Genomic DNA, 2,354 nt, shown 5'->3' with positions numbered 1-2,354 from the left:
CTTAACTTAAAATGCAGAAAGCAAAATCTCCTTGCTTCCTGCATTATTTTTACTCTTATATTTTATTCTTCGATTTTTTCAAAAACAGAGTGAGCTGTTTCTTTTAGGACTTCATTTAGAGTTTGGATGTTTTCTTTTCCTGTTGTTTCTAGCCATTTCTTGGCTTCTTCTTTATCTTTTCCATATATTTCTACTGAGTCTTTCCAAGTTGCTCTACCGCAGAGAACTCCGTTAAATTGTGAGTCTGCTTCTTTGGCAAGTCTTAATGTTTCTTGGAATAGTTCTGCAGTAATTCCACCTGATAGGAAGATGAACGGTAGATTAGTTGAATCTGATTGATCTTTGAAGTGTTTGATTGCTTCTTCCCTTGTATAAACTGCTTCTTCCTTGCCGAGTCCTTCTACGAAGTTCATATTGGTTGGTGTTTCAACCTTAAGAACGTCTACCTTGTATTTTGGATCAGAGAATTCTTTCATCGCAGTATTTACCTTGTGTGGTCTTACCTTTGCGTATTCAGCATTTTTTTCAGATTCCATATTTCTATCATAAGTGATGATTTCTAGGAAGTGTGGAAGTCCTAGGCCTTCACATTCGTATCCTACTCTTTCTACCCAAGCTCTTTTGATGTCATTTGTTTCTTCTTCATCATCACAGTCGTAGTAGAGAAGGGTCTTTATAGCATTAGCTCCCATTTCTTTTGCTCTAAGTACGCTCATGAAGTTAATAAGTCTTGGAAGTCTTCCTTCATCGTATTCATCATAACCTGTTTGCTCGTAGCTTAGGATAAGGCCTGCATTATCTGCCCTAGCTGCAATTCCTTTTTCTCCATAGATTGGGTCAAGTAGGATTGATGAGGCAAATGGTGTTAGTTCTTTTGAAACTAATTCCTTGTAGGCTCCTATTCCTTCTACATTGTTAAGGTCAGGGTTAGCTTTACCCATCATTTTTTCCATTGATCCTCTTTGGTCAATGGCAAGGGCTGCTATGGCTCCGTCTTCATTTACTAATTGTTTAAGATTTTCTAGTTTTTCTTGTGAAATTTTCATTATACTTCCTCCACTTTTATTTCTTCGAAATATTTGTCAAACTTTTCTATTTCTATATGGGCAATTTCTTCTGTAAGAACGTTTAATAGACCGCAAGTCATTGAAGTCTTTATTATTTCTTCATCAGACTTTCCTTCATCTATTGCAAAAAGCGCCCCCGCAAGAGATGAATCACCGCTTCCTACTGGGTTTACGGCTTCTACTTTTGGAACTTTGGCATTATAGATTTTATCTTTAATCTTAACCATAGCCCCGTCTTTTCCCATAGATACTATTATATATGGGATGTCCTTGAAAGGCTCTTCCTGTAAGATTTCCTTCAAGTCCTTCTTTTCGATATTTCTGCCTAGTACGTCAGCTATTTCTGTTTCGTTAGGCTTTATAAGATCTGGTTTTTCTTCTGCGTTGATCATATCCTTAAGGGTCTTGCCAGAAGTATCTACTGAGACAAATTTATCATGCTTTTTTGCATACTTAATTATCTCTTTGTAGAAATCACTTGTAAGTCCCTTTGGAAGGGAGCCTGATATATTTATTATATGGCAGCCTTCGCTTATTTGATCAAGCTTATTTAAGAATTCTTCTTCCTCTTCTTTACTTATAGTTGGGCCTGCCTCGAGGATTTCGGTTTGTTTACCTTCGTGAAGGATGGCTATACAGTTTCTAGTATCTCCCTTAATCTTAACAAATCTTGCCTCTTGGCCTCTCTTTTCTAGGCCTTCTTCTATAAATTCTCCAAGTTTTCCCCCTGCAAATCCTGAATGTACAGGCTTAGTTCCCAATTCTTTTAGAACATATCCAACATGGATTCCCTTACCACCAGCGTGCTTTTCTATATCGTTAGTTCTTGTTACATCGTCGATATTGAACTTTTCTAGTTGGTAAGATATATCTACAGAAGGGTTCGCCGTTATCGTTAGTATCATCCAAATACCCTTTCTCCATTTAGGAAGGTTGCAGTAAGGTCTAGGTTCTCATCAAGGACTATAAAGTCTGCGTCATAGCCTTCGTGGATTTTCCCACATACATCATCGATTCCGACAGATTTGGCAGGAATAAGGCTTGCCATTTGTATGGCCTCAAAGACATCCGCAATCTCCCATTCTACAACATTTTTGACAGCTTCCTTAAGTCTTAGGATAGATCCTGCAAGAGATCCTCCATCCTTAAGTCTCGCTGTTCCATCTTTTACTATTACAGGAAAGTCTCCTAGCTTGTAGTCTCCTTCAGGCATACCACCTGCTGACATACAATCTGTAATAAGAGCTATCCTATCTCTTCCCTTTACGTCCATCAAGATCTCTGCTG

Annotated in this window: 3 protein-coding genes; all 3 read right to left on the bottom strand. The window is 38.1% G+C overall.

The features are described from left to right. Window positions 1–62 precede the first annotated feature (62 nt). Window positions 63–1,046 carry a tagatose 1,6-diphosphate aldolase gene (locus tag MRZ08_RS01400; RefSeq protein ID WP_297378445.1) on the bottom strand — a complete coding sequence of 328 codons (984 nt, stop codon included), beginning with the start codon at window positions 1,044–1,046 and terminating at the stop codon, window positions 63–65. Further along, window positions 1,046–1,972 carry a hexose kinase gene (locus tag MRZ08_RS01395; RefSeq protein WP_297378442.1) on the bottom strand — a complete coding sequence of 309 codons (927 nt, stop codon included), beginning with the start codon at window positions 1,970–1,972 and terminating at the stop codon, window positions 1,046–1,048. The genes MRZ08_RS01400 and MRZ08_RS01395 overlap by 1 nt, the downstream gene beginning before the upstream one ends. Beyond that, the coding region (locus MRZ08_RS01390; protein ID WP_297378439.1) for an amidohydrolase family protein at window positions 1,969–2,354 on the bottom strand (386 nt) is incomplete at its 5' end. The genes MRZ08_RS01390 and MRZ08_RS01395, both read right to left, overlap by 4 nt.

The organism is Anaerococcus sp., assembly GCF_022770135.1.
Lineage (GTDB): Bacteria > Bacillota > Clostridia > Tissierellales > Peptoniphilaceae > Anaerococcus.
The sequence above is the reverse complement of the archived record's forward strand: the minus strand, read 5'-3'. Positions and strand labels throughout refer to the sequence as shown.

Excerpts from the sequence above, each read along its gene's own strand:
- MRZ08_RS01400 (WP_297378445.1), bottom strand. The coding sequence starts at position 1,046 with ATGAAAATTTCACAAGAAAAACTAGAAAATCTTAAACAATTAGTAAAT.
- MRZ08_RS01395 (WP_297378442.1), bottom strand. The coding sequence starts at position 1,972 with ATGATACTAACGATAACGGCGAACCCTTCTGTAGATATATCTTACCAA.